This is a genomic window from Corynebacterium tuberculostearicum, from assembly GCF_022347385.1.
GTDB classification, from domain to species: domain Bacteria; phylum Actinomycetota; class Actinomycetes; order Mycobacteriales; family Mycobacteriaceae; genus Corynebacterium; species Corynebacterium tuberculostearicum_M.
The window spans coordinates 1-568 of record NZ_JAKRDT010000056.1 but is presented as its reverse complement, the minus strand read 5'-3'; the positions used below and the strand labels follow the sequence as shown (position 1 = coordinate 568).

Sequence of the window (568 nt, the reverse complement as noted above, 5' to 3'; positions counted from 1 at the left end):
ACGCTGTCCCACGACCGCCGATGAATCAGCTCATTTTTGTAGGAACCGTTGACGTTTTCGGCCAAAGCATTGTCATAGGAATCTCCTACTGTCCCGGTAGAGGCAGCAATTCCATACTCAGCCAGCCGTTCGTTGTAGACAATGCTGACGTACTGTGAGCCATGATCTGAATGATGAATCAGCCCCGTTGTTTCCTTCGCGCTGACAATCGCCTGATTAAGCGCCTGCAGCGGCAGCGCCTCGGTACGCATTGAATCAGATAGTGCCCACCCGACGATCCTTCGGGAGAACACGTCGGTAACAAAAGCGGTGTACACGAATCCTTTTCTAGTGCGCACATAAGTAATATCGGCCACCCACAATCGGGCCGGTGCCGGGGCGTTGAACTTGCGATTAACTAAATCAGGACGCAGATCTGGTCCCTTCGGCTTGCGGGTAGTAATAGGAGACTTACCTTTACCTTTGCCTCTGACTCCAGCAAGACGCATCAGGCGTGCGGTCTGCTCACGGCCAATGTCGATTCCTTCACGGCGCAGAGTATGCCACATCTTACGGATGCCGTAGACGC

At 53.5% G+C, this 568-nt stretch carries 1 protein-coding gene; it reads right to left on the bottom strand.

The window, feature by feature from the left end; translation table 11 throughout:
• Positions 1 to 568, bottom strand: a 568-nt coding sequence (locus tag MHK00_RS11850; RefSeq protein ID WP_250412016.1) for an IS3 family transposase, incomplete at both ends; no start/stop codon positions are given.